This window comes from Rhizobium sp. MHM7A (assembly GCF_005862215.1).
In the GTDB taxonomy this organism is placed as follows: domain Bacteria; phylum Pseudomonadota; class Alphaproteobacteria; order Rhizobiales; family Rhizobiaceae; genus Rhizobium; species Rhizobium bangladeshense.
Genome location: NZ_VCHT01000002.1, coordinates 868,996 through 894,546, shown reverse-complemented (window position 1 = coordinate 894,546; position 25,551 = coordinate 868,996). Strand labels below are relative to the sequence as shown.

General features: G+C 61.7%; 27 protein-coding genes and 1 pseudogene. 8 read left to right on the top strand and 20 right to left on the bottom strand.

Annotated elements, in window-relative coordinates; all coding sequences use genetic code 11:
• Position 1: 1 nt before the first annotated feature.
• The 3 genes from FFR93_RS12695 to FFR93_RS12685 all read right to left on the bottom strand — a co-directional run bounded on the left by FFR93_RS12695 (position 2) and on the right by FFR93_RS12685 (position 3,221).
• Positions 2–946 carry a carbohydrate ABC transporter permease gene (locus FFR93_RS12695; protein ID WP_138393461.1) on the bottom strand — a complete coding sequence of 315 codons (945 nt, stop codon included), beginning with the start codon at positions 944–946 and terminating at the stop codon, positions 2–4.
• The gene (locus FFR93_RS12690; RefSeq protein ID WP_064705251.1) at positions 939–1,844 is read right to left on the bottom strand and encodes a sugar ABC transporter permease; all 906 of its coding nucleotides are present in this window, start codon (positions 1,842–1,844) and stop codon (positions 939–941) included. The genes FFR93_RS12695 and FFR93_RS12690 overlap by 8 nt, the downstream gene beginning before the upstream one ends.
• A gap of 141 nt (positions 1,845–1,985) precedes the next feature.
• Positions 1,986–3,221: an ABC transporter substrate-binding protein gene (locus FFR93_RS12685; RefSeq protein ID WP_064705252.1), complete on the bottom strand. Its 1,236-nt coding sequence runs from the start codon at positions 3,219–3,221 to the stop codon at positions 1,986–1,988.
• 454 nt (positions 3,222–3,675) lie between these two features.
• Here FFR93_RS12685 and FFR93_RS12680 point away from each other — a divergent pair, with 454 nt between their 5' ends.
• The 4 genes and pseudogenes from FFR93_RS12680 to FFR93_RS12665 all read left to right on the top strand — a co-directional run bounded on the left by FFR93_RS12680 (position 3,676) and on the right by FFR93_RS12665 (position 7,212).
• Entirely contained in the window at positions 3,676–4,719 is a 1,044-nt protein-coding gene (locus FFR93_RS12680; protein WP_064705253.1) for a LacI family transcriptional regulator, read from the top strand.
• A gap of 244 nt (positions 4,720–4,963) precedes the next feature.
• The gene (locus tag FFR93_RS12675; RefSeq protein WP_138393460.1) at positions 4,964–5,578 is read left to right on the top strand and encodes a hypothetical protein; all 615 of its coding nucleotides are present in this window, start codon (positions 4,964–4,966) and stop codon (positions 5,576–5,578) included.
• Between the two features lie 30 nt (positions 5,579–5,608).
• A complete protein-coding gene (locus FFR93_RS12670) occupies positions 5,609–6,685 on the top strand; it encodes a D-alanine--D-alanine ligase family protein (protein WP_138393459.1) in 1,077 nt (358 codons plus the stop codon).
• 14 nt (positions 6,686–6,699) lie between these two features.
• Positions 6,700–7,212 (top strand): annotated as a pseudogene (locus FFR93_RS12665) (AAA family ATPase).
• A gap of 24 nt (positions 7,213–7,236) precedes the next feature.
• On the opposite strand, the gene FFR93_RS12660 reads toward FFR93_RS12665, so the two are convergent.
• The 4 genes from FFR93_RS12660 to gndA all read right to left on the bottom strand — a co-directional run bounded on the left by FFR93_RS12660 (position 7,237) and on the right by gndA (position 10,591).
• Positions 7,237–7,854, bottom strand: a complete 618-nt coding sequence (locus FFR93_RS12660) for a class I SAM-dependent methyltransferase (protein ID WP_138393458.1) — start codon at positions 7,852–7,854, stop codon at positions 7,237–7,239.
• A 97-nt stretch (positions 7,855–7,951) separates the two neighbouring features.
• Complete coding sequence (locus tag FFR93_RS12655) at positions 7,952–8,461, bottom strand: GNAT family N-acetyltransferase (protein ID WP_064712697.1); 510 nt, start codon at positions 8,459–8,461, stop codon at positions 7,952–7,954.
• 17 nt (positions 8,462–8,478) lie between these two features.
• Positions 8,479–8,973, bottom strand: a complete 495-nt coding sequence (locus FFR93_RS12650; RefSeq protein ID WP_138393457.1) for an N-acetyltransferase — start codon at positions 8,971–8,973, stop codon at positions 8,479–8,481.
• Between the two features lie 166 nt (positions 8,974–9,139).
• Complete coding sequence (gene gndA / locus FFR93_RS12645; protein WP_171049168.1) at positions 9,140–10,591, bottom strand: NADP-dependent phosphogluconate dehydrogenase; 1,452 nt, start codon at positions 10,589–10,591, stop codon at positions 9,140–9,142.
• A gap of 204 nt (positions 10,592–10,795) precedes the next feature.
• Here gndA and FFR93_RS12640 point away from each other — a divergent pair, with 204 nt between their 5' ends.
• From FFR93_RS12640 to FFR93_RS12630, 3 genes are all read left to right on the top strand, one after another.
• Positions 10,796–11,587, top strand: a complete 792-nt coding sequence (locus FFR93_RS12640) for a helix-turn-helix domain-containing protein (RefSeq protein WP_138393455.1) — start codon at positions 10,796–10,798, stop codon at positions 11,585–11,587.
• A 70-nt stretch (positions 11,588–11,657) separates the two neighbouring features.
• Positions 11,658–12,056: a hypothetical protein gene (locus tag FFR93_RS12635; protein ID WP_064705261.1), complete on the top strand. Its 399-nt coding sequence runs from the start codon at positions 11,658–11,660 to the stop codon at positions 12,054–12,056.
• Complete coding sequence (locus FFR93_RS12630; RefSeq protein WP_011425727.1) at positions 12,057–12,416, top strand: VOC family protein; 360 nt, start codon at positions 12,057–12,059, stop codon at positions 12,414–12,416.
• Between the two features lie 357 nt (positions 12,417–12,773).
• Here FFR93_RS12630 and FFR93_RS12615 read toward each other — a convergent pair whose 3' ends face one another.
• The 7 genes from FFR93_RS12615 to FFR93_RS12585 form a co-directional block, all read right to left on the bottom strand.
• A complete protein-coding gene (locus FFR93_RS12615) occupies positions 12,774–13,466 on the bottom strand; it encodes a PAS domain-containing protein (protein WP_171049167.1) in 693 nt (230 codons plus the stop codon).
• Positions 13,467–13,649: 183 nt separating this feature from the next.
• A complete protein-coding gene (locus FFR93_RS12610; protein WP_138393453.1) occupies positions 13,650–14,585 on the bottom strand; it encodes a lipid A biosynthesis lauroyl acyltransferase in 936 nt (311 codons plus the stop codon).
• A gap of 6 nt (positions 14,586–14,591) precedes the next feature.
• Positions 14,592–15,620 carry a zinc-binding dehydrogenase gene (locus tag FFR93_RS12605; protein WP_138393452.1) on the bottom strand — a complete coding sequence of 343 codons (1,029 nt, stop codon included), beginning with the start codon at positions 15,618–15,620 and terminating at the stop codon, positions 14,592–14,594.
• Positions 15,621–15,677: 57 nt separating this feature from the next.
• On the bottom strand, positions 15,678–16,964 hold the full coding sequence (locus FFR93_RS12600; protein ID WP_138393451.1) for a beta-ketoacyl-ACP synthase: 1,287 nt from the start codon (positions 16,962–16,964) through the stop codon (positions 15,678–15,680).
• Positions 16,965–16,974: 10 nt separating this feature from the next.
• Positions 16,975–18,180: a beta-ketoacyl-ACP synthase gene (locus tag FFR93_RS12595; RefSeq protein ID WP_138393450.1), complete on the bottom strand. Its 1,206-nt coding sequence runs from the start codon at positions 18,178–18,180 to the stop codon at positions 16,975–16,977.
• On the bottom strand, positions 18,177–18,659 hold the full coding sequence (locus tag FFR93_RS12590) for a 3-hydroxyacyl-ACP dehydratase FabZ family protein (protein ID WP_138393449.1): 483 nt from the start codon (positions 18,657–18,659) through the stop codon (positions 18,177–18,179). Before FFR93_RS12590 ends, FFR93_RS12595 begins: the two co-directional genes overlap by 4 nt.
• Positions 18,660–18,876: 217 nt before the next feature.
• On the bottom strand, positions 18,877–19,155 hold the full coding sequence (locus tag FFR93_RS12585; RefSeq protein ID WP_003540486.1) for an acyl carrier protein: 279 nt from the start codon (positions 19,153–19,155) through the stop codon (positions 18,877–18,879).
• 452 nt (positions 19,156–19,607) lie between these two features.
• Between FFR93_RS12585 and FFR93_RS12580 the strand changes: the two genes are divergently transcribed.
• Positions 19,608–20,327 (top strand): Crp/Fnr family transcriptional regulator, encoded by a 720-nt coding sequence (locus tag FFR93_RS12580; RefSeq protein ID WP_138393448.1) that lies wholly within the window; start codon positions 19,608–19,610, stop codon positions 20,325–20,327.
• A gap of 42 nt (positions 20,328–20,369) precedes the next feature.
• Here the strand turns inward: FFR93_RS12580 and FFR93_RS12575 are convergent, their stop codons facing one another.
• The 6 genes from FFR93_RS12575 to cobA form a co-directional block, all read right to left on the bottom strand.
• Positions 20,370–20,798, bottom strand: a complete 429-nt coding sequence (locus FFR93_RS12575) for a L,D-transpeptidase (RefSeq protein ID WP_064705269.1) — start codon at positions 20,796–20,798, stop codon at positions 20,370–20,372.
• Between the two features lie 149 nt (positions 20,799–20,947).
• Positions 20,948–21,148: a hypothetical protein gene (locus tag FFR93_RS12570; RefSeq protein ID WP_064712704.1), complete on the bottom strand. Its 201-nt coding sequence runs from the start codon at positions 21,146–21,148 to the stop codon at positions 20,948–20,950.
• Between the two features lie 91 nt (positions 21,149–21,239).
• A complete protein-coding gene (gene cbiB / locus FFR93_RS12565) occupies positions 21,240–22,220 on the bottom strand; it encodes an adenosylcobinamide-phosphate synthase CbiB (protein WP_138393447.1) in 981 nt (326 codons plus the stop codon).
• Complete coding sequence (gene cobD / locus FFR93_RS12560; RefSeq protein WP_138393446.1) at positions 22,217–23,257, bottom strand: threonine-phosphate decarboxylase CobD; 1,041 nt, start codon at positions 23,255–23,257, stop codon at positions 22,217–22,219. Before cobD ends, cbiB begins: the two co-directional genes overlap by 4 nt.
• Positions 23,254–24,561, bottom strand: coding sequence for a cobyrinate a,c-diamide synthase (locus FFR93_RS12555; protein ID WP_138393445.1), 1,308 nt, complete (start codon positions 24,559–24,561; stop codon positions 23,254–23,256). The genes cobD and FFR93_RS12555 overlap by 4 nt, the downstream gene beginning before the upstream one ends.
• Positions 24,558–25,397 carry a uroporphyrinogen-III C-methyltransferase gene (cobA, locus tag FFR93_RS12550; protein WP_138393444.1) on the bottom strand — a complete coding sequence of 280 codons (840 nt, stop codon included), beginning with the start codon at positions 25,395–25,397 and terminating at the stop codon, positions 24,558–24,560. The genes FFR93_RS12555 and cobA overlap by 4 nt, the downstream gene beginning before the upstream one ends.
• Positions 25,398–25,551: the final 154 nt, after the last annotated feature.

The window sequence follows — 25,551 nt, the reverse complement described above, 5'->3', positions numbered from 1 at the left end:
ATCACCCCTTCACTGCGCCGGCGGCGATGCCGCGAACGAAAAGTCGCCCGGAGACGAAATAGACGATCAGCGGCACCAGGCCGGTGAGGATCGTTGCTGCCATGTTGACGTTGTATTCCTTCACGCCCTGGACGGAATTAACGATGTTGTTGAGCTGCACCGTCATCGGATAGGTATCCGGCCGTGTGAAGACGACGCCGAACAGGAAATCGTTCCAGATGCCCGTGACCTGCAGGATCATCGCCACGACGAAGATCGGCAGCGACATCGGCATCATGATCTTCAGGAAGATCTGCCAGAAGCCCGCCCCGTCGACACGCGCGGCCTTGAACAGCTCCTCCGGCAGCGACACGAAGTAGTTGCGGAAGAGCAGCGTCAGGATCGGCATGCCGAAGATCGAATGGACGATGACGAGGCCGGTCAGGGTGCCGTAGATGCCGATTTCACGCAGGATGATGACGATCGGATAGATCATCACCTGATAGGGAATGAACGCCCCGATGATCAGGATGGAGAAGAAGAGCTCCGAACCCTTGAAGCGCCAGTTCGCCAGTGCATAGCCGTTCACCGAAGCGATGGCGATCGAGATGATGACCGACGGCACCGTGATGCGCACGGAGTTCCAGAAACCACGCGACAGGCCGTCGCAATTGAGGCCGGTGCAAGCCTCCGCCCAGGCCTTCACCCAGGGTTGGAAGGTGATTTCCATCGGCGGCGAGAAGATATTCCCAAGGCGGATTTCCGGCATGCCCTTGAGCGAGGTGACGACCATCACATAGAGCGGCAGCAAGTAATAGAGCGCTGCAACCGTCAGCGTACCGTAGAGGATGATGTTGCGCGCAGACAGCCTCGGGCGCGGCTTCGGGCCGCTCGGGCCGTCGCCAAGTCTCTGCGCGACCGCATCGATACCGGCTGCGGTGGTGTTGAGGGTTCCGATATTAGCCACGCTTGCGCCCTCCTCCGAATTCCAGATAGGCCCACGGAACGATGATGATCGCAACCGTGACCAGCATCATGGTCGATGCGGCGAAGCCCTGCCCCAGATTCTGCGCCTGGAACATGTAGTCATAGACGTATTTGGCCGGCACTTCCGAGGCGATACCCGGACCGCCCGATGTCTGCGCCACGACGAGGTCGTAAACCTTGACGATGCCGGAGGCGATGATGACGATCGTCGTGATGAAGACCGGCCGCATCATCGGGATGACGATGAGGAGATATGTCTTCCACATCGGAATGCCGTCGACGCGCGCAGCCTTCCAGATATCCTCGTCGATGCCGCGCAGGCCGGCTAGCATCAGGCACATGACCAACCCCGTTCCCTGCCACAGCGCCGCAATCAGAATGCCGTAGATAACGATCTCGGGCGTATAGAGCGGATTGAAGGTGAAGCTCGTCCAGCCGAGCGAACGCACCACCGACTGAATGCCGAAATCCGGGTTCAGAACCCATTGCCAGACGAGCCCCGTTACGATGAAGGACAAGGCGAAAGGATAAAGGAAGATGGTGCGAAAGGTATTTTCGAACCGGATCTTCTGGTCCATAAGCGCAGCGAGCAGGAAGCCGATGACCAGGCTGAAGATCAGCGAGAGGATGCCGTAGAGCGCAAGATTCTCGATCGCTGTCACCCAGCGCGGCGCGGCCCAGAGGCGCTCGTACTGATCGAAACCGACGAAGCTCAACCGCGGCAGGAGCTTCGAATTGGTGAAGGAATAAAATACCGTCCAGAGTGTGCCGCCGACAAAAATCACCAGCGCTGTCAGGATCATCGGGATGGACGCAATCTTGGCGTTCAGATTGCGCAGTAACTTGTTTGGCCGGCCTGCTTGCGCTTGACCCGTCATGAACGCTTCTCCTCAAATGGCAGCTGCGGCCGGTGACGGCCGTTTTTCATCCCGTCCGGCGATCTGCCGGGAATACCGGCAAGACCATCCGGGAAGATCCGGCTCCGAGGAGCCGGATCGCCAGGACAGCAAGTCTGCCGATCAGTCGGCCGAAGAGATGATTTCGGCGAAACGCTTCTGGGCGTCTTCCGGCGTCATCGACGGATTGGCGAAGAATTCGGAGAAGAGGTCTTCCTTCTGCTTCTGGCTGTCGGCCGAAAGCAGCTGGTCGGTGCCCTGGATCACGTTGCCCTTCGCGAGGATGTCGAGACCCTTCTTCATGCAATCATTGGCGGCGGCGAGGTCAACGTCACCGCGCACCGGCAGCGAACCCTTCTTCAGGTTGAAGGCAACCTGGGTCTTGGGATCGAGCAAGGTCTTGGCAAGCACCGCCTGCGCCTTGGACTTCTCCTCGTCCTTCAGCAACGGGAAGTAGAAGGCGTCGCCGCCAGTCGAAATGATCTCGTTGACGCCGAGGCCCGGCAGGCAGGTGTAATCAGTGCCGGCCTTCTGGCCCGCAAGCGCGAATTCGCCCTGCGCCCAGTCACCCATGATCTGGCCGCCAGCCTTGCCTGTTATGACGAGATTGGTCGCCTGGTTCCAATCCTGAACATTGCTGCCCTTGGACATGCGGCGGGCATCGTCGGCAGCCTTGAAGACCTTGGCGATCTCAGGACCGGCAGCAGCTTCGGCGTCCTTGTCCTTGAAGACCTTGTTGAAAGTGTCCTTGCCGGCGATCGCGACCATCAGCACGTCGAAGGCGCCTGCGGCCTGCCACGGCTGGCCGCCCACGGCAAGCGGGATGATGCCCGCCTTTTCGAGAGCCGGAGCAGCGGCGACGAACTCGTCCCAGTTCTTCGGAACCTCGACGCCGGCCTTCTTGAAGGCAGCGTTCGAAAGCCAGAGCCACTGCCAGGAGTGGATATTGACGGGAGCGCAATAGATCTTGCCATCGATGGTGCACGAATCGAGCAGGCTCGACGGACGAATGATGTCCTTCCACTTCTCGGCGGTTGCGACATCGGTCAGGTCGCGCATCAGGCCGGCCTGAACGAGTTCCTCGGCCTGGCGGCCATGGTTGAACTGGGTGGCACCCATAGGGTCGCCGCCGGTGATGCGGCTGATCATGATCGGACGCGCCGTGCCGCCGGAACCGGCGATGGCACCGTCCACCCAGTGATTGCCGCTGGCGTCGAACGCCTTTGCCAGCTCGGCGACAGCTGCGGATTCGCCGCCGGATGTCCACCAATGCGTGACTTCGAGATCGGTTGCGCTGGCGGCGCTGAGCGGAAGTGCTGCTGAAGCGGCAAGCATGGCCGCCATCATACGGATTTTCATGAGTTCTCCTCCCTCACTGAAACGTTGCCGGAAAAACTTAGATCAATCGATTTTCCGACGCAACTGCCCGCTTGGAAATTTTTCTTTAACGAACCGATTTGCTACTTGTAATAGTGTCCAGCAGCGCCGCCACATCCCTTACACCAGCGATCGGTTTGGTTTCTCGGCTTACACGCCTTTTGGTCAATATGTTGAAAGAACGCGAATTTTTTTTATACTCTGCCTGACAGACCACGCTACCCGCCTCGCAACTGCAGAAAAACGCGGCTAAAACCACGGATTCAACCTGGGCGGACGATGCTGCACCGCCTATAAGAAAAAATGCTCGACATTTCTACTGTATCGTTACAGATTACATCCTTCAGGGAGGCGCGATTTTGGCAGGCGGCGGGCTTACGGCGCCTGGAAAAGCCTCTATAAGCGAGACCAATTCGCGCGAGGCAGGCCTACAGGGATGGAAAACAAGGGAAATTTCGGACAGGCGACGTCGACGGCGGTGACACGCGAGCGCCCTACATTGAAGACGATCGCCTTCATGACTGGCCTTGGCGTAACGACGGTATCGCGCGCGCTGAAGGATGCGCCGGATATCGGCGCCGAGACCAAGGAGCGGGTGCGCATGGTCGCTCGCCAGCTCGGTTATCAGCCTAACAGAGCGGGCGTGCGCCTGCGCACCGGCAAGACCAACGTCATCGCCCTCGTCCTGAGCATCGACGAGGAGATCATGGGCTTCTCGAGTCAGATGGTTTTCGGCATATCGGAAGTGCTGTCCGGCACACCTTATCATATCGTGGTCACGCCGCATTCCCACAGCAAGGATCCGATGCTGCCGGTGCGCTATATCCTCGAAACCGGCTCGGCCGACGGCGTCATCATATCGCGCATCGAGCCGGACGATCCGCGCGTGCGGCTCCTGTCCGAGCGCGGCATGCCCTTCGCCACGCATGGCCGCACCGATGCCGGCCTCACGCACCCGTTCCATGATTTCGACAACGAGGCTTTCGCCCATCAGGCGGTGGAGCGGCTCGTCAGGCGCGGCCGGCGCCGCATCGCGCTGCTGCAGCCGCCGAGCAAACTCACCTATTACGCGCATATCCGCATTGGCTTTCAGACCGGCCTGCACGATTATGGCGCCGAGGAAGTGCCGCTGCGCGTCAATACCGACGCACCGCTCGCCGACATCCGTGACGTCGTCGAAGTGATGATGCGCTCGGCCAATGCGCCGGATGGAATCGTCTGCTCGGCCGGCAGCGCGGCGATCGCCGTCAATGCCGGCATCGAAGCCGCCGGCAAGGCGCTGGGCCGCGATCTCGACATGGTCTCCAAACAATCTGTGCCGATTCTGAACTGGATCCGGCCCGAGATCATCACCGCCCAGGAAGACGTGCGCCAAGCTGGCCGCGAAATGGCCAAAGCGGTAATCGCCCGCATCGACGGCGTCGAACCGGAACTGCTGCAGAGCATCAGCCAACCGATCTGGCCGGAGAACGGCAGGTAGGACGGCACGATAGATGCCTATTCTGCCGTCGGCGCCCCCCGCCGCGTGATGGCATGGAATAGACTCTCAACGACCTCGAGCGCAAACCTTCATCCCACAGCTGTGCGAGTTTGATGGCCGGCTTGTCTTACAGCCTCTAGCTAGCGGGCAGACGCCCTGCCCTCGGCTTGGCAGTTTGGCATCGGCTCAAAAAAAGCCAAGATTGCCGGCCATCTCACGAACGAACCGTGGGGATATCGACAGAATGCAGCAGAGCAGCGTGCCCTATTTCAGCCAATGGGAAACGCCCGGCATGACGCTGCCGGTGCTTGCCGAAGGGCCGCAGGCGCTGCTCAGCGATCCGCTCTGGCGCCATTCGGGAGCCGCGACCATCGAAGAATATGCGCGATGGGCGGTGAATGTCTGCGGCATGGCCTGCCTGAAGATGATACTTGCCGCCCGCGGCGAAATCCATCCGACGCTCGAGCTTGCCCGCGCTTGCACAGTCTATGGCGGCTATGTGGTCAACGAGATCGACGCCTCGATCAAGGGGCTCATCTATGCGCCCTTCGTGCGCTTCGTGAGCGACCATTTCGGGCTTGCCGCCGAGACGATGACCGCAGTTCAGACATCGACCATTCCCGATCTCCTGTCGAAGCGGCGCTTTTTCATCGCCTCGGTGCATTCAGCCATCCGCTGGCCGGAGCGCGAGCCGCCGTCGAAGGGGGACCATCTGGTGCTGGTGACGGCAGCAAGCAACGAGACGATCCGCTTCCACAACCCATCCGGCCATGACGAGGCAAGCCAGGCCGATGTCATTCTTCCGCTTGCCGTCTTCGACCGCTTCTTCGCCAATCGAGGCATATCGGTCGACGTCTGACCTTCCAACCCGATCCCTCCGGAGGTTCGCATGACCCCTTCCCAAACCAAGCTGCGCATCGCCGTGCTCTTCGGCGGACGCTCGGCCGAACACGAAGTTTCCGTGCTCTCGGCAACCAATGTCATGAGCGCGCTTACGCCAGAGAAATACGACGCCATCCCCGTTTTCATCACCCGCGAGGGGCAGTGGCTGCTGAGCAGTTTCGTGGACGGCGTCCTGGCGACACCTTCATCTGGCACGGAAGTCTGCCTTGTGCCGGGCGGCCGAGGACGAGCGATGGCAATCCCCGCCCGTGGCACGCCATATGAACTGGTGAGGATCGACGTCCTATTCCCCGTGCTGCACGGCCCGCACGGCGAAGACGGATCGGTGCAGGGTATGGCGGAGGTTGCCCGCGTGCCACTCGCCGGCTGCGGCATCCTCGGCTCGGCCGCCGCGCTGGACAAGGATATCGCTAAGCGTCTGCTGCGGGCGGCCGGCCTGCCGGTGGCGCGCGCGGTGGCGATCCGCGAAGGTGTCGTCCCTTCGCTGACCGACCTTGAAAGCGAGCTTGGACTGCCGCTCTTCATCAAGCCGGCGCGCCAAGGATCGTCGGTCGGCGTCGCCAAGGTCCACGCGAACCAGGAATTCGCGCCCGCCCTTGCAGAGGCCTTCCGTCACGATCGCACATTGCTTGCGGAGGAATTCATTGCGGGCCGCGAGATCGAATTCAGCGTGCTGGAGGATCCAGCGGGAGAACTTTTCGTCTCCCGGCCGGGCGAGATCGTTCCGGCGGAAAGCCACGGCTTCTACAATTACGACGCAAAATATGTCGATGAGAACGGCGCGGCGCTGAAAGTGCCGGCCGACCTGCCGGCCGAAGTCGAGGCGGCCATGCGCGACACGGCCGCCAAAGCCTTCCGGGCTATCGGCTGCGACGGAATGGCGCGCGTCGACTTCTTTCTGACGTCAGATATGCGCTTCGTCATCAACGAGCTCAACACCATTCCCGGCTTCACTGATATCAGCATGTATTCCAAGGCGATGGCGGCAAGCGGCGTCAGCTATCCCGAAATTATCGACCGCCTGGTGGAACACGGCATGGCGCGCTCCCGCCGGGCAGATTAGGGCATGGGCAGGTTATTTCGGTATGTTACCGCGGCGGAAAAGCAACACTGCTTTCGGAGCTTGGCCGCCGCAACCATACGATTATCGAAGAACCCAGCCGGCGGATCGTCAAGCAGGAGCCGGCGAGCGATGGAGCAGCCCTGCCCTGGGTCGACATGGTTGCCTTCGCCCGCCGCGCAACCGAGATGGCAATTGCCGACCACGCGGCAGCGCGCGAAAAAGCCGCTTGATATTTTCGACCGCGGCTTGATCGATGCCGCCTCGGCGCTCCAGCACCTGACCGGCGAACCGGTCCTGGAAAGATTGAGCACCGTCCATCGCCATAACAGAAGCGTCTTTCTCACCCGCGATGGCCCGAGATCTACATGACCGACCCTGAGCGCCGCCATTGCTTCGAAGAGGCCGTAGCCGAATATGAGCGGCTCACCGCCACCTATCCGACACTTGGCTACGACATTGTCGCGCTGCCGAAGATCCCGGTCGCAGAGCGGGCCAATTTTATCCTGGATCGCCTGGAGGCGAAGTAGGCGCCCCTCCGGGGCGGACGGATCTCATCGCCGCCGAAAGACACACCACTGAAACGATTGCCTGCCGCCGCCGGGCGTCATGTGCTCCTCTCGCCACTCCCGCTCCAACGAAAAGGCGGAACCAAATTCCGCCGCCAGGGCGGCTGCATCGTAACGCTGGACCGGCAGACCGCTGCACCGCTCCGGCCCATCGGTTGCGAAGGTGGCGATGATCACAGCGCTGCCTGGCGCCGTGCCTGTTTCCAGGGCCCGACGGTAGGCGAGCCGCTGCTCCGGCTCGGTAAGGAAGTGAAAAACGGCGCGGTCGTGCCAAACATCGTAGCGGCGTTCAGGTCTCCATTTGGTGACATCGGTCACCAGCCAGGCGATACGGGTTGCATCACCCCGCAAGCGCGCCTTGGCGACATCAAGCGCCGGCGCAGAAATATCGAGAACGGCCAGGTCGGACCATCCACGCTCGACCAGGCGGTCGACAAGGCTCGACGCGCCGCCGCCGACATCGATCAGCGCGGCCGTAACCGGCAGATGCAGCTCGCCAAGCGCCCTGAGTGAAGGCTCCGGCGTCGGCTGATACCAGCTGACGCTGTCGGCGGCCTTCGTGCGGTATACCTCGTCCCAATGTTCCTGTTGCGTGGCCGTCATCCGCTAACCCCATCTCTTGCAGCGTCCGATCCTGACCTATCAACATGTAAGCATCGAAACGTCTACCACAACCGTCTTGCGGCCTGCGCGCATGGTTTCAGGAAGCAAGGTGACGATAGACGAGATCGGCGGGATCGGTTCGAGGCGCAGCGGGATCGAGACGCGCCCCCAGGCGCTCCGCAACAGCGATCGAGGCTGCGTTTCCGGGTGCGATATAGCTGACAAGCGACGACTGCTTGAGCGTCGCGAAGGCCCAGCCGCGCAGCGCGAAGGCTGCTTCCGTCGCATAGCCTCGCCCCTCGTGCCCCTCATAAACGAACCATCCCAGCTCCTTTTCCGGGAAGAGCGGCCCATGATTGATCCCAACCTGGCCGACGCATTCGCTGGTTTCCGAAAGATCGATCATCAGCGCCCCATGGCCGAAAAGCTGCCAGAGAGCGACGTCATGACAGAACATCCCCCACGCCGCCCTCACATCGAACGGGCCGCCCATTCCGGCAGAGCGTGGCGAAGCCATCAGCCGAGCATAGGCGGGGAAATCGCTGATGTCGGGCAGTCGGAGCGTCAGGCGTTCGGTCCGGATTGTAATCGCGCCCATTTCGGACATGTCGTCACCCTTTACCGCTAGTCTTCGAACGCCGGAGCGAATCGCAGCGTCCCGCTCGGCGCCGCCCCCCGAAAGACAATTCGCTGCACGAACCGCGTATTGAGATCGTGATATGTCAGTTGCCCGTCGCTGCTGAAGCCGGCACCGCTGTAGACCTCTGGATTGCCGATCAGCGCGCATCCGCTCGCGCCCATCGCCTTCAGCAATGCAAGTCCCTTTGCCATCAGCGCCCTGCCGATGCCCTGCCTCTGTCTCTCCGGCGCCACGGAAATCGGACCGAGCCCAAACCAGCCGTCATGCACGCCGTTGATCGTCACCGGCGAAAACGCGACATGCCCCAGGATCTCGCCATCCTCTTCGGCGACCAGCGATATCGCCAGATCGCCGCTCAAGCGAAGCTTCCGGATGATCTCCGCCTCCGTACCCTCGCTGTAGGGCATGGGCTTGAAGGCAGCCGAGGTCACATTCTGAATCGCTTCGATATCTGCCGGCGTCTCGTATCGGACGAGCATTCCTGTAGTCCTCCGGAACGATCTTCAGATGCTATGAAGGGAAAGCCAAAAATCAACAAGCCAACTTGCTCAAACAGAAACAACACAGTTGTTGGCCTAGGCAACGCACCTCACGAAAAAAGCCCGACGCAACGGCCGGGCTTTCTCTCCATCTCCTCTGCGGATCTCAGAACGTCGCAGCACCGCTGCCCCAGGGGCCATGATGAAAATCCTTACCATCGAGGCGGTCGAAGCCGTGGGCGCCGAAGAAGTCGCGCTGGGCCTGGATGAGGTTTGCGGTTCCCCTGCCCTGGCGGTAGGCGTCGAAATAGGTGAGCGCCGAGGTGAGCGCGGGCACCGGCAGGCCGGCTGCGACAGCGGCGGTCACGACGCGGCGGAGCGCCGGAATCGATTCCTTGACCATGGCCGAGAAGGCCGGCGTGACAATGAGGTTCGCCGCATCAGGCGCGTCGGTGAAGGCCTTGGTGATCTCGTCGAGGAACTGCGAGCGGATGATGCAGCCGGCGCGCCAAATCTTCGCGATAACAGGCATCGGGAGCGACCAGTTGAACTCCTTCGAGGCTTCCGCCATCACGGCAAAGCCCTGCGCATAGGCGCCGATCTTGCCGGCAAACAGCGCCAGTTCCAGATCCCTGTTGAGCTCTGCGCCGTAGGCGGTCGGGAAAGCGTTGCCCAGACTTCCGAAGATCTTCTCGGCGGCCTCGCGCTGCGACTTCATCGAAGAGAGGCTGCGGGCGGCGACTGCGGCTTCGATCGCCGTTGCCGGAATTCCCATATTCTGCGCCTCGATCGCCGACCACTTGCCGGTGCCCTTCTGGCCTGCTTTGTCGAGGATCATGTCGACCATCGGGCCGCCGGCGACCGGATCGGTCGCCGCAAGCACCTTCTCGGAGATCTCGATCAGGTAGGAGTTCAGCCTGCCTTTGTTCCACTCGCCGAAAATGCCGGAGATTTCGGCGGCGCTCTTGCCGAGTCCATCGCGCAGGATGCCGTAGATTTCGGCGATCATCTGCATGTCGGCATATTCGATGCCGTTATGAATGGTCTTGACGAAATGGCCGGCGCCGTCATTGCCGAGCCAGGCGACGCAGGGCTCGTCATTGTAGCGGGCGGCAATCGAGGTCAGCACCTTCTCGACGCGCTTCCAGGATTCCTCGGTACCGCCGACCATGATCGAAGGCCCATGGCGGGCGCCTTCCTCGCCGCCGGAAACCCCCATGCCGATGAAGGTGAGTTCCGTATCCTTGAGGCGATCGAAGCGGGCGACGGTGTCGCGGAAATTGGCGTTGCCGGCATCGATCATAATGTCGCCCTTGGTCAGATGCGGGCGCAATGCCTCCATCTGCTGGTCGACGGCATCGCCGGCCTTGATCATGATGATGATCGGGCGCGGCGGCCGGATGGCATCGACGAACTCCTCGATCGTCTTGCAGGGAATGATCTGCTTCTTGAGATCGCCGGCGCTTTCGTAGAATTCGTCGGTTTTCTCAGGCGTGCGGTTGAAGACCGCGATTTTATTGCCTTTCTCCGCGATGTTGAGCGCCAGGTTGGAGCCCATGACCGCAAGGCCGATCAGTCCGATTTCTGCCTTTTCCACGACAAACCTCCGATGTGTCATTTGGACCGGTGTTGTGGCACTGTCTCGCTCAAACGGCAAGTCCAGCGAGGGTCTAATCGGTTCGCAAAAGCCAATGAATTGCGGCTTCGGTGCCCAACTTGTCCGACAACATGCAATTACAGACTGATCCGGACGCCGCAATTCTCGCGCAGTCACCCGCGACGCCCTATCTCATGTTATCATGCGTACCTCGGGAGATGTCGCTTGGTTTCGAAGAGACGAAAAGACAGGGCGCTGCTTGCGGCCCGCGCCGGCCGCTACCGCGAATGTGCGCCGCCGCCGACGCTGCGGCGCCATTTCAACCGCCTGTGGTCCAATACTCTCTGCGACGGGCCGCCCCCAGTTGTGGCGATTGTGCCGGACGGCTATTGCGATCTGCTTTGGATGGACAACCGGCTGGTCGTCGCCGGCCCCGACAGAACGGCGACCTTTCCTGTCATCCGGCCCGGCTCGACGGTTATCGGGGCGCGTTTTGCCCCGGGCGCGGCGGCATCCTGGCTGAAGACGCCGCTCTCGGCGCTGGTCGGCCTCTCCGTGCCGCTTGCCGATATCGGCCGAAAGGAGACGAGCGATTTCGAGGCGCGACTGCGGGATTGCCCGGATCCCGCAGCCACCGCGTCGCTGTTTGGCCGCTTGCTCGAGGAGGCCGCGCGAAATGAGGAGGAGCCAGCCCGCGACGCCGCCGTGGTCTTCGCCGCCGTCGACAGCGGCCGCCCGGCCACCGGCCTGCCCGACCGGCTCGGCATCAGCGAAAGGCAGCTGCGCCGCCGCTGCCACCACCATTTCGGCTACGGCGCAAAGACCCTGGAACGCATCCGCCGGTTCCAGCGTTTCCTCGACCTCTGCCGCAGCGCGGACACAATGCCACTTGCACGCATCGCTCTTGAAGCCGGCTTTGCCGACCAGGCTCATATGACGCGCGAGGTTGGGGACCTCTCCACGCTGACCCCCGCGATCATCCTCGACCAGCTCGGTATGCGGGAAGACTCTGGCTGACCGTTTTGTTCAAGACGCTGCCGGCTGGCCCTATTATTTCAGGGAAACCAAGGACAAGGACCTGCAAGCCATGGCCACAATGCCTGCAAAAATCATCCACCAGTCGATCGAGCGCGACTGGCGCGACGTCTACGACTTCGCCGGCAAGCCGGAGAACATGCCGCTCTGGGCCTCCGGCCTTGCCACCGGCTTCGAACCGGATGGCGCCGACTGGATCGCCCACGGTCCGCTCGGCACCATCAAGGTAAGCTTTGTTCCGGTCAATGAATTCGGCGTGATCGACCATACGGTGACGATCGAATCCGGGCTCAGGGTTTATAATGCCCTACGCATCGTGCCAAACGGCGATGGCTGCGAGGTCATGTTCACGCTACTGCGCCTGCCCGGCATGACAGATGAGCAGTTTGCTGCCGATGCCGCGCATATCGAGAAGGATCTCGTCATGCTGAAAACCCTGATGGAGAGATAGATGGCTGAAAACTCCGAACACAACGACCGCCGTATCGATTATGTCGAATTCAACGTCTCCGACATCGCTGCCGCCAAAGCCTTTTACGGCTCGGCCTTCGGCTGGCGTTTCACCGATTACGGCCCGAATTACTGCGAATTTGACGATGGGAGGCTGAAAGGCGGCTTCACCGATTTCGGCCCCGTCCGTCCGGGCGGCCCGCTCGTGGTCGTCTATGCCAGGGATCTGGAAGAAGTGCTGACCTCGGTCGAACGTGCCGGCGGTACGATCTGCCGGCCGATCACCGATTTTCCCGGCGGCCGCCGCTTCCATTTTCTCGACCGCGACGGCTATGAGCTCGCCGTCTGGGCGACGGCATAAGTTAGGGCCTTTCCTGGTCAGATTGAATCATTCTGTTGGCTCAAACGGAGTCGGATGGTCGACCGGCCGGCGCGCGTCGTAGCCCACTTCTACGGCCAAGCCGGCCGGTCGATCAGCCGGCCCGTTTCAGTTAACCTCCCGCAGATTTGCGTGGCGAATCTGCACGACCCCAGAATCCGCGGACGCACTTGTCGCTTCGCCTCGGTGAAGCGGTGCGGCCGGTGGGCCGGGCATCTCTAGCCAGGATCAAAGGCGATCGGCTCGAACGTACCTGGGGTATGCCCGTCGCCAATCGCCTTTGCCCTGACGAAAACCTGCTCCGGCAGAATGCTTCAATCTGACAGGAAAGGCTCTAGACTACCGATCCATCACGATCATAGCGCCGATGATTGTGCCGCCCGCATCGCGCAACGGCGACATGCGACAACGCACCTGCCGCGATGCCCCCTCGCCGGCTGCACGCTTGTAGGTGTAGTCGAGCGCCTCGCCGGCAAAACACGCGTCCAGCTTATGCTTGGCGCATTCGGCAAAACGTTTCTCGCCGATGAATTCGGAGAGGTGACGCCCAATCAGTTCCATCGGCTTCCTACCGAGATGGGCGCTGTTGGCCGCATTGGAATAGAGGTAGCGGTAGTCTCTGGTCAGCACTGCCACCCGATCCGGCAGGCTTTCGAGGATTGCCGCGTTGAGGAAGTGGCCGTTGTCGGTGTCGGGCACGTAGGCTGCCGGCGGGTCGATGCGGATATCCTGCGGCGAAGGCACCCGCCAGTCCGGCCCATGCGTGCCGAAATAGCGGTCGAGCAGGTAGGAAAGCACCGCCGTATGTTCTCGGACGCTGGCGCTGTCGTCGGCGTCCCGAGCGACAAGATGGCTGACGAATTGCAGCTGCATGTAGACTTCGAGCAGATTGCCCGCCCGGCACGCAAGGATCGCCTCGACCAGCGGCTCGACATGACGGTCGAGCGACATGACGCGCTGATCGTCGCCCCGGCGTATGGCTTCCTCTATTTGCGCGCATCGCAAGGAAAAGGCTCGAAAAAGCTCCAGCAAGACGCCTCCCACTCCCATTGTCCCAAGTGGCGTGTCCGAAATTGACGCGGCTGCATTTTTCCAAGATGCGCCTTAAGGTAGATATCATTCTCGCACTGGTGGTGACGGCTAACATGAAGTTTACTCGGTTTCAATCCGAGAGCACCTGCCGCTTTTCACCGCTGATAAATAAGGGTGTGCTTTTCAAGGCGCGAGAGTCTTTTTGATCTGCCAGCGGTCGTGATACCAGAGCCACTGTTCCGGATATTCCCGCACCCAGCTTTCCACCTTGTCGTTTAGGAGCTGGGCAGCCGCCGGCAGGTCGAGATTGCCTTTGGCGTCGCGCGGCATCTCCAGCCGCGGCTCGATTTCCAGCCGATAGCGATTCCCCGGCAGGCGGATGCAGCGCGCCGGATAGACCTCGCAATCGAACTGGCGCACCAGCTTCGGCAGCAACGGATTTGTCTTCACCTCACGCCCGAAGAAGGTGCCCTTCAGCCCCTTGCCGAATTTCTGGTCGACGAGCACGCCCACCCCCTGGCCCGCTTCCAGCTGGCGCGCGAGCGCGAAGGAGGAGCCGGCATGCGAAGGCACCAGCTTGCCCATGCGCGCGCTGCGGAAATCGAACACCTTTTTGGCGATATAGGGATTGTTCGGCGGCCGGAAAAGCACCGTCACATGCAGCCCGAAGGCTGCACCTGCCACCGGCAGCAGCTCGAAATTGGCCGTATGTCCCGTGAAAACGATGAAGGGCCGCGGGTTGTCACGCAGATCGAGGAAAATCGGAATGCCCGACACCTCAACCCTGCCCGGCTCGGGTTTTTCGGGATCGTAGTCGAACAGCTGGTCGAGGAAGACATATTCGGCTGCGAGCCGACCCATATTTCCCCAGCTGCCTAGAGCGATCTCCTCGATCTCGGCGTCGCTCTTCTCAGGGAAGGCATTGCGCAGATTGACGAGCATCAGCCTATGGCGACGGGTCCGACGGCCGAGGCGGCGCATCGCCTTGTCTGCAAAGCGAATCGCACCATCGGCGGGAAACAGCTTCAATATGTTCAGGAAGCCGAACATCGCCTGCGCCACCAGCCATTGCTGGAAATTCCTGAGCGCCAGAACGATCCGGGTGATGATCAGCTTCACGTGAGCTCAATCCATCTTGAGGATGATCTTGCCGAAGATTTGACGCGATTCCATCCGCTCCAGCGCCCGGTCGATATCATTGAAGCCGACTTCTGTGTCGATGACGGGATGAACGAGCCCACGGCCCATCTTCTGCATCGCGTTGGCCATATTCTCCATGCGGCAACCGAAAGAGCCGAACAGCTTCAATTGCTGTTGAAACAGCATCATCAGGTTCATTTCTGTGGAAACGCCCGAGGTTGAGCCGCAGGTGACGAGACGCCCGCCACGCTTCATGCAGAGCATCGAACCTGCCCAGGTATCCTTGCCGACATGTTCGAAGACGACATCGACGCCCTTCTTCTTCGTGAGCTTGCGCACCACACCTTCGAAGCGGTCAGTTCGATAGTTGATGACGTGATCGGCGCCGAGCGCCTTGGCCTTCTCGATCTTGTCGTCGGAACCGACCGTGGTGATGACGGTGCAGCCGATCTTCTTGGCGAGCTGGATCGCTGCCGTGCCGATGCCGGAGCCACCGGCATGGACGAGGATCGTTTCGCCGGGTTCGAGTCTGGCATTGTCGAACAGCATGTGCTCGACGGTGCCAAAGGTGACGGGCGCCAACGCCGCGCCGATCGCATCGACCCCGGGAGGAGCCGGCACCAGCAGGCGCGCCGGCAGATTGACCTTTTCCTGCGCGAAACCGTCGAGATGGAAACCGTGCACGCCGGAGACATGTTCGCAGAGATTGTCGCGGCCCTCGCGGCAGGGTCGGCAGAGACCGCAGGTGCGCGCACCATAGATCGAGACGAGCTGACCCGGCAGCACATTGGCGACACCCGGCCCGATCGCGTCGACGACCCCGGAAGCCTCAGCGCCGATCACGAGCGGCATCTTGCGCTTGGCGAAAGCCATGCCGCGCCAGCCCCAAACGTCGATATGGTTGAGGGCCACCGCCTTGACGCGCAGCGTCACCTCGCCTGCAGCAGGTGCATCCGGCTCCGGCAGGTCGGTGATCTCAAGCTTGCGGTCGTCGATCAGTTGCAAAGCGCGCATGGCAAAATCCCTCGCCTCGAAGGCGTTTTTCTTGTCATCAAAATTGTCGGGAACCGCTTAAGCCGGTTCGAGCGCCATGACAAGGCTGGCATTCTGCCCGCCGAAGCCGAAGGAGTTGGAAAGCACAGCCGAAACCTGGGCTTCCCGCTTCTTGTTCGGCACGACATCGAGCACGATCGACGGATCGGGATTGGTGTAGTTGATCGTCGGCGGCAGCGTGCCTGTCAGCATCGTCTGCAGCGAGAACACTGCCTCAACCGCACCGGCCGCCGTCAGCGTATGTCCGATCATCGACTTGTTCGACGACACCGGAATGCCGACGAGCCGTTCGCCGAAGACGGCTGACATCGCGCCATATTCCATCTTGTCGTTCTCAGGCGTCGATGTGCCGTGCGCATTGATATAGCCGATGCCGCTCTCGTCGATGCCGGCATCGGCAAGAGCCGCGCGGATCGTTGCGATGGCCGGACCGCCATCGGGCGAGGACCGGGTGCGGTGGAAGCTGTCGGCCTTGTCGCCGGCGCCCTTCATGATACCGAGCACCTTGGCGCCGCGGGCAACCGCCGCTTCCAGCGATTCCAGCACCAGGGTCGCCGCGCCCTCGGCAATGACAAAACCGTCGCGATCCTTGCTGAAGGGCTTGGAAGCCTTGGTCGGCGGGTCGTTCTGGGTCGAAAGGGCCGACAGAAGAGAGAAGCGGATCAGCGCTTCGGCGCTCAGCGAGCCGTCGGTCGCGACGGTCAGAGCCCGATCGGTGCGGCCCTGGCGGATCGCCTCAATGCCGAGCTGGATGGCGGTGACCCCGGAAGCACAGGCCGTCGACAATGTCACGGGAAGGCCACGTGTGCCGAACCGGTCGGCAAGGCGCTCGGAAATCGCGCCGAACAGCGCCGCCTCGTGGAAGGCCGGGTCGGGCCGCTGGCGCAGCGCCGTCAGGAAGCGCTCATAGGCGTCGCCCGGATGGTCGGCAGCCGGCGAGCGGTCTGCGAGTTCGAAACGAGCGCTCCATTCGGGCTCGATCGGCGGCGCGGCAAGAAACAGCGGACCATTGAAATCGCCCGAGAGACCGGCATCGGCCAATGCTTCGATGGTCGTCTCGCGCGCAAAGGCATAGGAGCGCTCGACGGCATTCGGCACCGGAATCTCGATGAAATCGACTGTGCCGGCGATCCGTGTCGATAGGCCTTCTGTAGGAAAACGGTTGATCGCGTGGATACCGGAGGTGCCGGAGGAAAGGGCCGCCCAGTTGTCCTTCAGACCTTGGCCGAGCGAAGTGATGATGCCCATGCCGGTCACTGCAACGATCGGCCGGCCGAGATGATCCTTGTAAGCGGAAGCTGTCATATCTCTCTCCTCACGCCTCTGCGGAAAGAACGGCGACACCCTCGCCGCGCTGATGTCCGACCGTTGTTACGACGGCTGCCTTCGTACCCGCCTTCATCGGCGCTTCGTGGGCTGTATCGAAGGGCGGAACCTTGGCCTTGGCATCGATGGCAAGGGCTGCGAGCGCCAGCCCGAGCGGAAACTGCGCCTCGATGGTGTGGCCGGAAATACCGCCGAAGCCGCGGATCGCAGCACCCGCAAGCTGATGTTCCAGCACCGCCTTCTCGCGGGCGGCGATCTCGTGCATGCCGGTCGAGCCGGAGAAGATCGCCGTGCTCTCTGCCGGGAGCTCCGCGGCGGGCTTCAACAGCCGCTCCATCCGCGCTTCGAAATTACCGGCGCCGCGATTGCCGCGATCGCCTTCGACAGCGCTGATCGTCGCATAGATGTGCGCGCCACGCTCTTCCGCATGCTTGCGCGATTCCAGCACCAGGAAGGCGCCGGCGGAACCGGTGATCATGCCGCCGCCCTCAAGGCTGGAGCGCGACCAGAGCGGCGCCCATTCGCCGCGCGTATGCGCGCCAACCGCTTCGGTGAGCAGGATCATATCGGGACGCTCGGCAGCAAAGGCGCCCCCAACTAGCGCATGGGTCGATTCGCCGGAGCGGATGCGCCAGAAGGCTGTCTCAACGGCGGAAACGCCTGACGCTTCCTCGCCCATGAAGGTGCGCGAGGAGCCCGTGACCTTGTGAACAATGGATATGTTGCCGGCAAGCAGGTTGGAAAGCTGCGCTAGAAAGAGCGTCGGCCTCAGTTCCGTCGTCAGCTTCTCATTAAGCAGCAGCTCGCGATCGTTGCGCTTCAGACCCTCGTCGACGATCAGCGTGTCGACGTTGATGTCGCGCTCGCCGCCGCCGGCGGCCACGATCATGTCCATCGTGCCGCAGGCCTCGATATTGTCCTTGAAGCCGGCATCGTCGAGCGCAAGACCCGCGGCGAAGACGCCGATGCGCTGCCAGTTCTCCATCTGGCGCTGGTCGCCGCGCTTTGCGATCTGCTGCGACCAGTCGATCTCGGGCAGCGGATGCACCGGATAGGGTTTGAATTTCTCGGTCTCGACGATTGCCGTCGGGGCACGCTCGGCAGAAAGCAGCGCAATATGCGCGTCCCTTCCGACGCCCTGACAGGTGACGATGCCGACGCCTGAAATGACGACGTCGTTTGCAGCCTTGTTCATCCAACCACTCCCTGCGCTGCGATCGCGTCGAGAAGCCCGACCTCGCCGGCGCGTTTTTTTACGATATCGCCGAGCGGAACCTCGCTGAAGGGCATGGTGCGCAGTTTCAGCTGCGCATCGCAGACCTTCTTGCCGCCGCTGGTGATCTTGGCCTTGGTGACCGCGAAACCCGAACCGTCGTGTTCCAGCACCGCCTCGATGTCGAGCACGGCCTCCGGTTCAACGAAAGTGCGCATCTTGGCGCCGTCGACCGACATCAAGAAGGGCATGGCGGCAAAATCGGTGGCGGCAAGCACCAGCATCCCGGAGGCCTGCGCCATAGTCTCGATCAAGAGCACGCCGGGAACGAGCGGCATGCCGGGAAAATGGCCCTCGAAAACGGGGCTCTTGGCCGGCACGACGGAGCGCGCCGTAAGCGTACCCTTCTTCAGGTCCACCGCCTGAACGCGGTCAATCATCTGGAAATATTCCAGCAGCATTCGGATCCTCCGGCCCGACGAGCCATCTCCGCCCGCCGGTGACGCCTACTTAGAGCAATTCCGGGAAAAGTGCGAAGAGGTTTCGCAGGAATTGCGTAAGAACAGAACCGCAGAACGGTTCGGGCGATTCATCATGAATCTGAACCGATCTAGGAACGAAACCGCCCGGCCGCCATGGTCAGGGCGGCAGGGCGTTCAAAAAACACTGATATGTCGCTCAGGCCTTGGCTGCTTTGAGCTCGTCGATCTTCGCGCAGAGGTTCTTCAGCACGAAATATTCTTCCGTGGAAACCTTGCCTTCGTTGACCTCCTGCGTCCACTTTTCGAGCGGAATCTTGATGCCGAATTCCTTGTCGATCGCAAAGACGATGTCGAGAAAATCGAGGCTGTCGATACCGAGGTCGTCGATCGTATGGCTCTCCGGCGTGATCGTGGCGCGATCGATCTCGCTGGTTTCTGCAATAATGTCGGCAACTTTATCGAATGTAGCGGTCACGCGCTGTACCTCATGAAATGACGATTTAAACCCCCTCATAGCAAATCCTTTTCAAAAGCCAATGCTTTCGTCCGGGCGTCGCGGCAATTTGACAACAAGGTGTTGCCTAAACAGCAATGGAACGCCGGCGAGCGCGCGCGCCGAAAATAGGGCATGTGGCGCAAAACCATGCCTCGATTTCTGCAGGAATAGCATGCGTCAAGACAAATACCTCCAGAGCGGCGAGCGGACTCCCAACGATGTAAGGGGATGGCGAGGCGGAGGAATAGTTTCGCCGACGGGACGAAAGCCATCGAATCAGGCGTGTGGACGCAGAATTCGCTTGTCCGACATCCGCATCGGTCTTTGATCTGAATCAAATAATGCGCGCCGGCATTTGATATTCATCAAGCTCTGCCGGAAGAGATCGCGATCGCGTTCCGGCATGTCCGGTTTTTTGAAGGATCACGACGATGGACGTCGCCAGCAGTGAGATTTTCGAAACAGGCACGCCCGTCGCATGTCGTTCCTGTCAGGCGCGTCACGGTGTCGTCTGCGGCGCCTTGTCGAACGCCCAGCTGAAGGAGCTCAACCGCCACTCCCTGCGCCGCAAGATCGAGGCGGGCTCGGAGATCATTGCGCAAGGACCGGAGTGCTCTTTTTATTCAAACATCATGCGCGGGGTGGTGAAGCTCTGCAAGATGATGCCGGACGGACGCCAGCAGATCGTCGGGCTGCAGTTCGCTCCCGATTTCGTCGGCAGACCCTTCGTGCGCGAAAGCACACTGTCGGCGGAGGCGGCAACCGACGCCGAAATTTGTGTCTTCCCGCGCAACCTGCTCGACCGCATGATTGCAGAGACGCCGGAGCTGCAGCGCAGGCTGCACGATCAGGCGCTCAATGAGCTGGACGCCGCACGCGAATGGATGCTGACGCTCGGCCGCCGCACGGCGGAGGAGAAGGTTGCAAGCCTGCTCCACCTCATCGCAACCCATGCAGAGCCGCAAACGGCCATCAGCACGGCCTTCGACCTACCGCTGTCGCGCGCAGAAATCGCCGATTTTCTCGGGCTGACGATCGAAACTGTCAGCCGGCAGATGACCAGGCTGCGCAAGCGAGGTGTCATCCTGATCGAGAACTCCAGACATATTGTCGTTCCCGATCTGGATGAGCTGGAAAGGATCAGCGCGTAACGCAATCAAAGGTCGAACTCGGATTCAGGCGCTGATCCGGGATCAGCGCCTGATAACGACACGGGTATTAGCAAGGCCTGCCTGCCGCGCCAGTGAGAAGAACTCTGCCGCATTATCGGGATGCAGGCGAACGCAGCCATGCGAGGCCGGCGTGCCGAGCCGCTTAAGATCGAAAGTGGCATGAACGGCATAACCACCGTTGAAAAACACTGCGTAAGGCATCGGCGCATTGTCGTATTTGCGGGAGCGATGGTTGCGCGACAGCCATTTTGCGCTCCAGGAGCCAGTCGGCGTGACATAGCCATTGCGCGCGGTTGAAACCTTCCAGCGATACTTGACGAAGCCGTTCTCGGTGACGGTCATCGTCTGTTTGCCGATGCTGATATTCGCAACCAGCGTTGCCGCCTCAGCCGCAACCGGAGAAAACTGCAGCAATAAACTTGCGGCTGCGGCCACAACAATCGTCTTCATGATAACCCCTCTTCGCGCCCGCGCAGTTGGATTGCGCCCTCACGACAGAGAGACTACGACGATACTTATTATATAGCTTTAATCCGAATGGTAATCACAGTTCTAACCGGCAGAAACAGGCGTTAAGCGCCGCAGGAGCATAGCTCGCCTCACTGAAGTTTGCTCGCCGCCGGGGTCTGCTTGAGCTTCTGGTAGGCCTTGTTCATCTTTTCGCGGATGGAAGCCATGGTGCCGAGATTATGGCCGCAGGCCGCGCAGGTTATGATGTCGGTCTCGCGGATCTCGGGCCGCTCGAATTTCATCTTGGTGCTTTTGCACTTTGGGCACGGTAGTTCAACCTGAACTGTCATCGCTCTGCTTCCGGTCTGATGGATGTGAGGCGTTTCGCATAAACGTTTGCGACGGGACTGTCCACCGGGCGTGAGTGATGCCGCAAGCCCCTCACAGGAAGCACAAAAACAATCCGAACGTCACGCCGGTGAGCACCATGCAGCTCGCCTGAAACACCGAGACGCCATCCTCGATGTCGCCGGAGGTCGCTACATCGCGGCCGGAATTGTTGATCATCGGCTCGGTCACGAGTACGCCGCCATAGATGCGTGGTCCGGCGAGCTGGACATTCAGTGCGCCGGCCATTGCCGCTTCCGGCCGGCCGGAATTCGGCGAACGGTGCAGGCCGCCGTCACGCATCGCGACCCGGATCGCCTCGCGGCAGGCGCTGGTGCCGCGCCGGATCCAGGCGCCGGCGGCAATCAGCAGGATGGATAAACGCGCAGCCGGCCAGTTGGCGACGTCGTCGAGCCGGGCGGCGGCCCAGCCGAAATCGATATATTTCTCCGATCTGTGGCCGATCATCGAATCCGCCGTGTTCAGCATCTTGTAAGCGAAAAGCCCGGGCAGGCCGAAGATGGCATACCAGAGTGCAGGCGCCACAACGCCATCGGAGAAATTCTCGGCAAGGCTTTCGATCGCTGCGCGGCAGACGCCGGGCTCATCCAGCGTCTCGGGATCGCGCCCGACAATGCGGGAGACGGCGGCCCGCCCACCGATAAGCCCCTCCTCACGCAAGGCGACAGCAACGGCGGCGACATGATCGGCAAGGCTCTTCTGCGCCAGGAAGATCGCCACCAGTCCGGTTTCCAGCAGGATGCCGGCGAGGCCGAACAGCGCGAAAAACCGGCCGAACACGAAGCCTGCCGCCAAGGCCAGCAACAGCAGCGCCAGGATGGCAGCAACACCATTCATCCGTCGCTGATGGCCCGTGAGGCTTGAAGGATTGAGCTGCCCATCGGCATAGGAGATTGCCACTCCGAAAATCGCGACAGGATGCGGCACTCGTGACCAGAGCCATTGCGGATCGCCGACGATCCGGTCGAGCAGCAGCGCCAGAAGCAGCACGAGTAGGTTTTGGTCGATCGTCATCGCTCAAATCTCTGAAGGACTTCGCCAAGCCGCAGGTCCGCCGCCGGGCCCGGCGTAAGCCCGAAACGCAGCCATGCGGGCGCATAGTCGAACTTGCGGACCAGAATATGATGCCGGCCGAGATGCGTGTAAATGTCGCTCGCCCTCGCATGGTCGACAAGGGCAAACAACGCCGTCCTCCCTGCGACCTGCAGCCCGACTCCGGTCAGCACCGAATGCAGCGCGGCGGCGCGCTCATCGATAAGCCGGCGGATGGGAGAAACGTCCGAACGCAGCAGCGAGCCTGCTATGGAAAGGGCCGGCCCTGAGACTGCCCAGGGTCCGAGCCATTCCTCGAAACGTTTGAGAATGTCTTCATGCGCAATCGCAAAACCGAGGCGCAGGCCGGCGAGCCCGAAAAACTTGCCGAAGGAGCGGAAGATCACCAGATTTGAGAGCCTCTGCATGTTGCCTGCGAGACTGAGTGCCGGAACAGCATCGCCGAAGGCTTCATCGACGACGAGAAGTCCATTTGCAGCCTTCATCCTGTCATGCAGGCCAATGAGCGTTTCGACCGGCCATGTCCGCCCATCGGGATTGTTCGGATTCACGACAACGGCAAGCCGATGCCGGGCCCCGATCGCAGCGACATCACCGACCGTATCGACGGCAAAACCCGCCGAAATAAAAGCGCGTGTATACTCGCCATAGGTCGGCGCCACGACCGCGACCCTGTTGTCCACCATGGCGACTTTGCCATCCGTTCGGGCGCCCCCACCCTCTGTGAGTAATCGCGGCAGAAGTTGGATCACCGATTGCGTGCCAGGCACCGGAAGCGGCAGGATTTTGCCGCTCCCGTAGTAATCGCCCGCCGCCCGCCTTGCCTCATCGACCAGATAGCTGTCCGGCAGGCGGTGCCAAGCCTTTTTCGGGATTTCCGGCAGAGCGGTTGGGCATGGATTGATGCCGGTGGAAAGGTCGAGCCAGTCCTCCGGCCTGCCGCCAAAGGTGGCAGCAGCAGCGGTAATGCCGCCGCCATGGAAGATCGGCGCGCTCACGCGGAGATCCCGGCGAGATCGATCAGATGCATGTAGGAACCCGACACCTGCCCGCGCCGGAGCCCCGCCTGGCCGAGATCGGTCCCGAGCGCATCCCGGACCTGAAACAGCCGCTCGCCCCGGCCCTCCGAAATGAGGGTGGAATAGTGGAACTCATGCGCCGTCATCGCCCGCTGAAAGATCGCGCCGTCGAGCGGCATGACGTGACGGTAACCGAGATGGCGTTTGCGCGCGGCATAGCTGGTGACGACGGGTAGCAGGCCGAGCATCTCGTGGCGCTTGCCCTCTGCATCGATCAGGCCTTCGCCGAGCACCATATAGCCGCCGCACTCGCCATAGATCCGGATGCCCCGCGCCGCCGCATCGAGAAGGCCGGCGCGGAAAGTCGGCGCCTGTGAGAGCTTGCCGGCATGCAGCTCAGGATAGCCGCCGGGCAAATAGATCGCATCCGCATCGGCAGCGGGCGCCTCGTCGGCGAGCGGCGAGAAGAAGGAAATCGCAGCCCCCCGCCGCCGCCAGCCAAGCAGCATGTGCTCATAGGAAAAGGCGAAAGCAATATCGCGGGCCACCGCAATGCGACTGCCGAGCGGCGGTAGGCGATCGATATTGGCGGCCGACGGCCGGTTGAGGCCCTGCCTGGCGATTCGCAGCAGAAACTCGAAATTGCATTCCTCGGAGACGGCATCCGCCGCATGCTCGATGAAACCTTCGAGGCTTGCGTGCTCACCGGCCTGAACAAGCCCGAGATGGCGATCCGGCAAGGCAAGCGCCTTGTCGCTGCCGATCACGGCGATCACGGGCATGCGGATCGCCTCGAGCGCCTGACGCAGCATCGCCTCGTGCCGTTCGCTGCCGACCTTGTTGAGGATAACGCCGGCAACGCGGACATCGGCGCGGAAGCCGGCAAAACCGGCAACCAGCGGCGCGACCGACTGCGACATGCGTGAGGCGTCGATGACCAGCACCACGGAAAGGCCGAGCTGGGCGGCCAGATCCGCCGCCGTCCCCTTGCCGTCGGCCGCTCCGTCGAACAGCCCCATCATCGCCTCGATGACGAGAATGCGGTCGCCGGAGCGGTGTAGCGTGGCATTGGCCGAAATCAACTCCGACCGCATCGCCCAGGGGTCGAAATTCAGGCAGGGCGTGCCGCTCGCCGCCGCATGGAAGGCGGGATCGATATAGTCGGGGCCGGCCTTGCCAGGCGCGACCGCTATGCCCCGCCGACGCAAGGCTCTGAGCAGGCCGAGCGTCACCGTCGTCTTGCCGGCACCGGAGGAAGGAGCTGCAATCAGGAGGCCGCTCATGCCAGCACCTGGCCGGACTGGCGGAATGGATCGGGTTGCAGGCGCCGCCCGGCGAGAGCGCCGAGCCAGTCGAGTGAGGCTCGGAGCCGCACCACCTCGCCGACGACGACCACCGCCGGCGGCTCGAGCCCGGAGGCGGTGACAGCCTCGGTCGCCTGCCCAAGCGTCGTCTCCAGCACCTGCTGCGCCCCGGTCGCCGCATTGCAGACAAAAGCCACGGGCTCGGACGGCGAGCGGCCCGACGCAATGAGGTTGGCACTGATCTGGGCGATATGCTTCATCGCCATGTACATGACGATCACGGGCGACCCCTTGCCGATCGCTTCCCAGTCTATTCGATCAGGTACGATACCGGAGGAATCATGGCCGGTGAGAAACGTCACCGTATGATTGACCTCGCGATGCGTCACCGGAATGCCGGCATAGGCAAGCCCGCCGATACCGGCGGTGATGCCGGGCACGATGCGGAAGGGTATATTATGCTCGACCAGCGTCAGCGCCTCTTCGCCGCCGCGGCCGAAGACGAAGGGATCGCCACCCTTCAACCGCAGCACCCGCTTGCCGGCACGCGCCAACTCCACCAGCCGCAGCGAAATATCGCGCTGTTTCGCCGAGGGCTTGCCGCCGCGTTTGCCGGCATATTCGAGTTCGGCGCCGGGGTGCGCGAGCCTAAGACAGTCCTCCTTGACCAGCGCGTCATGGACGATCACATCGGCCTCGGCGAGCCCCTTGGCGGCCAGGAGCGTCAGCAGGCCCGGATCACCCGGACCGGCCCCGACGAGCCAGACGCTGCCCGGCTCCAAGGCCGGCAAATGGGAGAATGTGCTATTAAACATTTTGTTGATCTAGGCCCAGCAAGGACCAAGGTCAACGCCGCCTGCAGCACCTCACTTGAAGTTGCTGAGATGAGGATGAATCAATTTGTAAACAAGCGGATTCGAGATCGCAGCAAAGCGCCGCAACAACATGAATGTATTATGACATCGTCCA

Coding starts and splice junctions, on each gene's coding strand:
- FFR93_RS12690 (WP_064705251.1), bottom strand. CDS start 1,844: ATGACGGGTCAAGCGCAAGCAGGCCGGCCAAACAAGTTACTGCGCAAT.
- FFR93_RS12685 (WP_064705252.1), bottom strand. CDS start 3,221: ATGAAAATCCGTATGATGGCGGCCATGCTTGCCGCTTCAGCAGCACTT.
- FFR93_RS12680 (WP_064705253.1), top strand. CDS start 3,676: ATGGAAAACAAGGGAAATTTCGGACAGGCGACGTCGACGGCGGTGACA.
- FFR93_RS12675 (WP_138393460.1), top strand. CDS start 4,964: ATGCAGCAGAGCAGCGTGCCCTATTTCAGCCAATGGGAAACGCCCGGC.
- FFR93_RS12670 (WP_138393459.1), top strand. CDS start 5,609: ATGACCCCTTCCCAAACCAAGCTGCGCATCGCCGTGCTCTTCGGCGGA.
- FFR93_RS12660 (WP_138393458.1), bottom strand. CDS start 7,854: ATGACGGCCACGCAACAGGAACATTGGGACGAGGTATACCGCACGAAG.
- FFR93_RS12655 (WP_064712697.1), bottom strand. CDS start 8,461: ATGTCCGAAATGGGCGCGATTACAATCCGGACCGAACGCCTGACGCTC.
- FFR93_RS12650 (WP_138393457.1), bottom strand. CDS start 8,973: ATGCTCGTCCGATACGAGACGCCGGCAGATATCGAAGCGATTCAGAAT.
- gndA (WP_171049168.1), bottom strand. CDS start 10,591: ATGACACATCGGAGGTTTGTCGTGGAAAAGGCAGAAATCGGACTGATC.
- FFR93_RS12635 (WP_064705261.1), top strand. CDS start 11,658: ATGGCCACAATGCCTGCAAAAATCATCCACCAGTCGATCGAGCGCGAC.
- FFR93_RS12630 (WP_011425727.1), top strand. CDS start 12,057: ATGGCTGAAAACTCCGAACACAACGACCGCCGTATCGATTATGTCGAA.
- FFR93_RS12605 (WP_138393452.1), bottom strand. CDS start 15,620: ATGCGCGCTTTGCAACTGATCGACGACCGCAAGCTTGAGATCACCGAC.
- FFR93_RS12600 (WP_138393451.1), bottom strand. CDS start 16,964: ATGACAGCTTCCGCTTACAAGGATCATCTCGGCCGGCCGATCGTTGCA.
- FFR93_RS12595 (WP_138393450.1), bottom strand. CDS start 18,180: ATGAACAAGGCTGCAAACGACGTCGTCATTTCAGGCGTCGGCATCGTC.
- FFR93_RS12590 (WP_138393449.1), bottom strand. CDS start 18,659: ATGCTGCTGGAATATTTCCAGATGATTGACCGCGTTCAGGCGGTGGAC.
- FFR93_RS12580 (WP_138393448.1), top strand. CDS start 19,608: ATGGACGTCGCCAGCAGTGAGATTTTCGAAACAGGCACGCCCGTCGCA.
- FFR93_RS12575 (WP_064705269.1), bottom strand. CDS start 20,798: ATGAAGACGATTGTTGTGGCCGCAGCCGCAAGTTTATTGCTGCAGTTT.
- FFR93_RS12570 (WP_064712704.1), bottom strand. CDS start 21,148: ATGACAGTTCAGGTTGAACTACCGTGCCCAAAGTGCAAAAGCACCAAG.
- cbiB (WP_138393447.1), bottom strand. CDS start 22,220: ATGACGATCGACCAAAACCTACTCGTGCTGCTTCTGGCGCTGCTGCTC.
- FFR93_RS12555 (WP_138393445.1), bottom strand. CDS start 24,561: ATGAGCGGCCTCCTGATTGCAGCTCCTTCCTCCGGTGCCGGCAAGACG.
- cobA (WP_138393444.1), bottom strand. CDS start 25,397: ATGTTTAATAGCACATTCTCCCATTTGCCGGCCTTGGAGCCGGGCAGC.